This is a genomic window from Crenobacter luteus (genome assembly GCF_004345725.1).
Taxonomy (GTDB): Bacteria; Pseudomonadota; Gammaproteobacteria; order Burkholderiales; family Chromobacteriaceae; genus Crenobacter; species Crenobacter luteus.
Genome location: NZ_SLXG01000051.1, coordinates 1 through 2,968 on the forward strand (window position 1 = coordinate 1; position 2,968 = coordinate 2,968).

4 protein-coding genes are annotated in these 2,968 nt (G+C 65.6%); 3 read left to right on the top strand and 1 reads right to left on the bottom strand.

The features are described from left to right. From EV683_RS14185 to EV683_RS14195, 3 genes are all read left to right on the top strand, one after another. The coding region (locus EV683_RS14185) for an IS1595 family transposase (RefSeq protein WP_131863222.1) at positions 1–689 on the top strand (689 nt) is incomplete at its 5' end. 117 nt (positions 690–806) lie between these two features. Next, the gene (locus EV683_RS14190; RefSeq protein WP_131863223.1) at positions 807–1,058 is read left to right on the top strand and encodes a hypothetical protein; all 252 of its coding nucleotides are present in this window, start codon (positions 807–809) and stop codon (positions 1,056–1,058) included. 58 nt (positions 1,059–1,116) lie between these two features. Further along, positions 1,117–1,758, top strand: a complete 642-nt coding sequence (locus tag EV683_RS14195) for a response regulator transcription factor (protein ID WP_066610658.1) — start codon at positions 1,117–1,119, stop codon at positions 1,756–1,758. Positions 1,759–1,909: 151 nt separating this feature from the next. On the opposite strand, the gene EV683_RS14200 is transcribed toward EV683_RS14195, so the two are convergent. Next, entirely contained in the window at positions 1,910–2,818 is a 909-nt protein-coding gene (locus EV683_RS14200) for a LysR family transcriptional regulator (protein ID WP_165916847.1), read from the bottom strand. Between the last annotated feature and the right edge of the window lie 150 nt (positions 2,819–2,968).

Genomic DNA, 2,968 nt, shown 5'->3' on the forward strand with positions numbered 1-2,968 from the left:
TCAGGTACGTCGTGCTTCTTCTTGCTCATTGTGACTCCGGACAAGTCGGCAGTTTCCTGCCAAAAGTCCGTTTACACAAAATTCTGCACACCCTCGTCCTGAGATATGGGGTCAAATCCACCGCCCGTCACCAAGCCACCCGGGAGTGGGGTGTGGTGGAGGTGGATGAAACCTTCTTTCTGGAGTCGTTCAAAGGACAGCGCCAACTCCCTCGGCCACCCCGGCAGCGTGGTGGCCACGGCGCGACGCGGGGGACGGGCCAGGATCAGATTCCGGTGACGGTGGTACGCGACCGGGAAGGCCATGCGGCCGACTTCAAGCTCGACAAGCTGGATGCCCGGCACGTGCAGGCGGCGCTGCAGCCGCTGATTGACCGGGAGGCGGTGCTGTGTACTGACGGGGCGGCAGTGTGCCGCGCGTTTGCCCGACAGCAAGGCATCACGCATGAGGTGGTGCAGGCCAAGGCGGGCAAGCGGGTCAGGGCTGGGGCGTTCCCTATCCAGCACGCGAACGCCTACCACAGCCGGTTGAAGACCTGGATGGGGCGCTTTCATGGCGTGGCGACCAAGTATCTGGTGAATTACCTGGGTTGGCGGCGGATGCTGGAGCGTTATGCGCGGCAGATGCAGCCTGTGTATTGCTTGCAGGAAGCGCTTGGTCGCGGGTACCAACTGGCAATTGGGACATAGCCTTTTCATTGGGCGCCCGGTGGGGCGCGCGGCGCGCAAGCGCAACCTTCGCCGCCAGCGCGCCGGCGTTTTGCCGCCTGCCCGCAGGGGGGGGCGGGAGCGCTGAAACCAAAGGTTATGGGGGCGCGCCATTTTTTCATTAGACGCCGCGCGGCCGGAATTTTACAGTTCGCGTGTCTGAAAAACGGCACCATTTCCGGATCGTCGATCCGGTCGTTTTATTGCTGCGGCGGAGTCGGTTTTATTCTGCCGCTTTGCGCGAGAATGTCTGTTTTTATTGTCGGCGGCGTTGATTTTTATATTGCCGACGCGGCGGTGATAAAACCGTTCCCGGTTCCGTTTTTTACTGCAGTCCTCGCCTTTGATTAAAGTCGGCGCATTTGACGGCGCGCCGGTCTGACGAATCTTCCGCATTGCAGGCCAGTGCATGGAAAAAATCAGTAACGCCACCATCCATATTCTCGACGACGACGCGGCATGTCGTGCCAGCGTGTTTTCCCTGCTGAAAGACCACCATTATTCTCCGCTCGCCCACGCCGACGTTCCCGGCTTTTGGCGGCAGCTCGAAGACGAGGAGCTCGGCTGCCTCGTGCTCGATCTGGAAGTGGGCGGGCAGAGCGGCCTGGCCCTGCTCGAGAAACTGCGCGCGCGCGGCTGCCGCCTGCCGGTGATTTTCCTGACGGCGCGTGGCGGCGTCGCGAGTGCGGTCAGGGCGATCAAGCTCGGCGCCTGCGGCTTCCTGGAAAAGCCGCTCGATCCGGCAAGGCTGCTGGCTGCGGTCGAGGAGGCGCTGTGCGCCGAGTTGGCCGAGCGCGAGCGGGTCGCGGCGCGCCTGGCTTTCGAGCGGCAACTGGCGTCGCTGAGCGGGCGCGAGTCCGAGGTGTTCGAGCGGGTGCTGGCCGGCAAGCGCAACAAGTGCATCGCCGAGGAGATGGGCGTGACGGTCAAGACGGTCGAGGTGCACCGCGGCAACGTGATGCGCAAGATGAGGGCGCGTACCATCGCCGGCCTGGTCAGGCTGGTGGCGGAGTACCGGCGCGAGGTCGGCGCCGCACCGGCGCTGGCCTGAGCGACGGTTCACGACCCCGTGACGGGCTGCGCGGGCTCGGCCAACGCCTGGCACACCGCCTCGTCGCAGGTCGCAGCCGGTTTCGGGCGGTGCGCGGCAGCGGGCCGTGACCGGTTCAACGGAAAAAAAACCGGATCGGCGGCGGCGCGGCTCAGGGGCAGAGCGTCATGCCCATGTCGCGCGCCATCCGGCGGATGACGGCGATCAGCTGCTGCGCGGCCAGCGGCAGCGGCGAATCGACGGCGTGGATCGCGTACAGGTAGACCGGGGTGCGCGGCCGGATCGCGCGCAGCTGTACCGTGCCTTCGCGCGGGCTTTGCGCGGTGAAGGGGTCGACGACCGACAGGCCGTGACCGAGCGCGACGAGGTCGCAGGCGAGCTTGTAGGTCTGCACGGTGGTCAGCACCTGCGGACTGACGCCGCCGTTGTCGAGCAAGGACGCCAGCTCGGTCCACAGCGTGCCGGTGTTGGTCAGGCCGACAAAGGGCGCGCCCTCGAGCGCCTCGATCGGCAGGTCCTCGGCCAACTCGGCGGCCGACCACCAGCCGGCCGGCGCGATCGCGGTCAGGTAGCCGTAGGCCAGCGCTTCGACCACCACGCCGGGGTGGTCGGTCTTCTGCAGCGTCAGGCCGAGGTCGGCTTCGTGCAGGCACAGACGCTGCACGATCTCGGTTGTATGGTGCATGGCCAGCGAGCAGGGGAGCGACGGGTAGTCGACCCGCCAGTTGCTCAGCGCCCCGGGCAGGATCGACTGCGCGAGCGCCGGCGACACTTCGAGGTGCAGCGGCCTGTCCTGCTGGTGTCGCAGGCCGCGCGCCAGCCTTTTCACGCGCTGCAGGTGTTCGAACAGCGCGCCCACCTCCTTCTGCAGGATCAGCGCCTCCGGCGTCGGATACAGCTTGCCGCGCGCGCGCTGGAACAGCGGGAAGCCCAGCTGCTGCTCGGCGTGCATCAGCGTCTTGCTGACCGCCGGCTGCGAGATGCACAACAGCTTGGCGGCTCCGCTGATCGAGCCGGTCTGCAGGATGGCTTGGAATACTTCGACTTGTCTGAGGCGCACGCTGGATTCTCCCGAGCCGGTCCGTCGTTCGGAACGGTGACTGTCGCCCATTTTATGGTTCTTCACGGATTCCCGGGGAAAGCGGCCCTGATCTTCAGGAAGAAGTACTCGCTGTCCCGGTAGCCATAGGCCATGCGCTTCATCACCTTG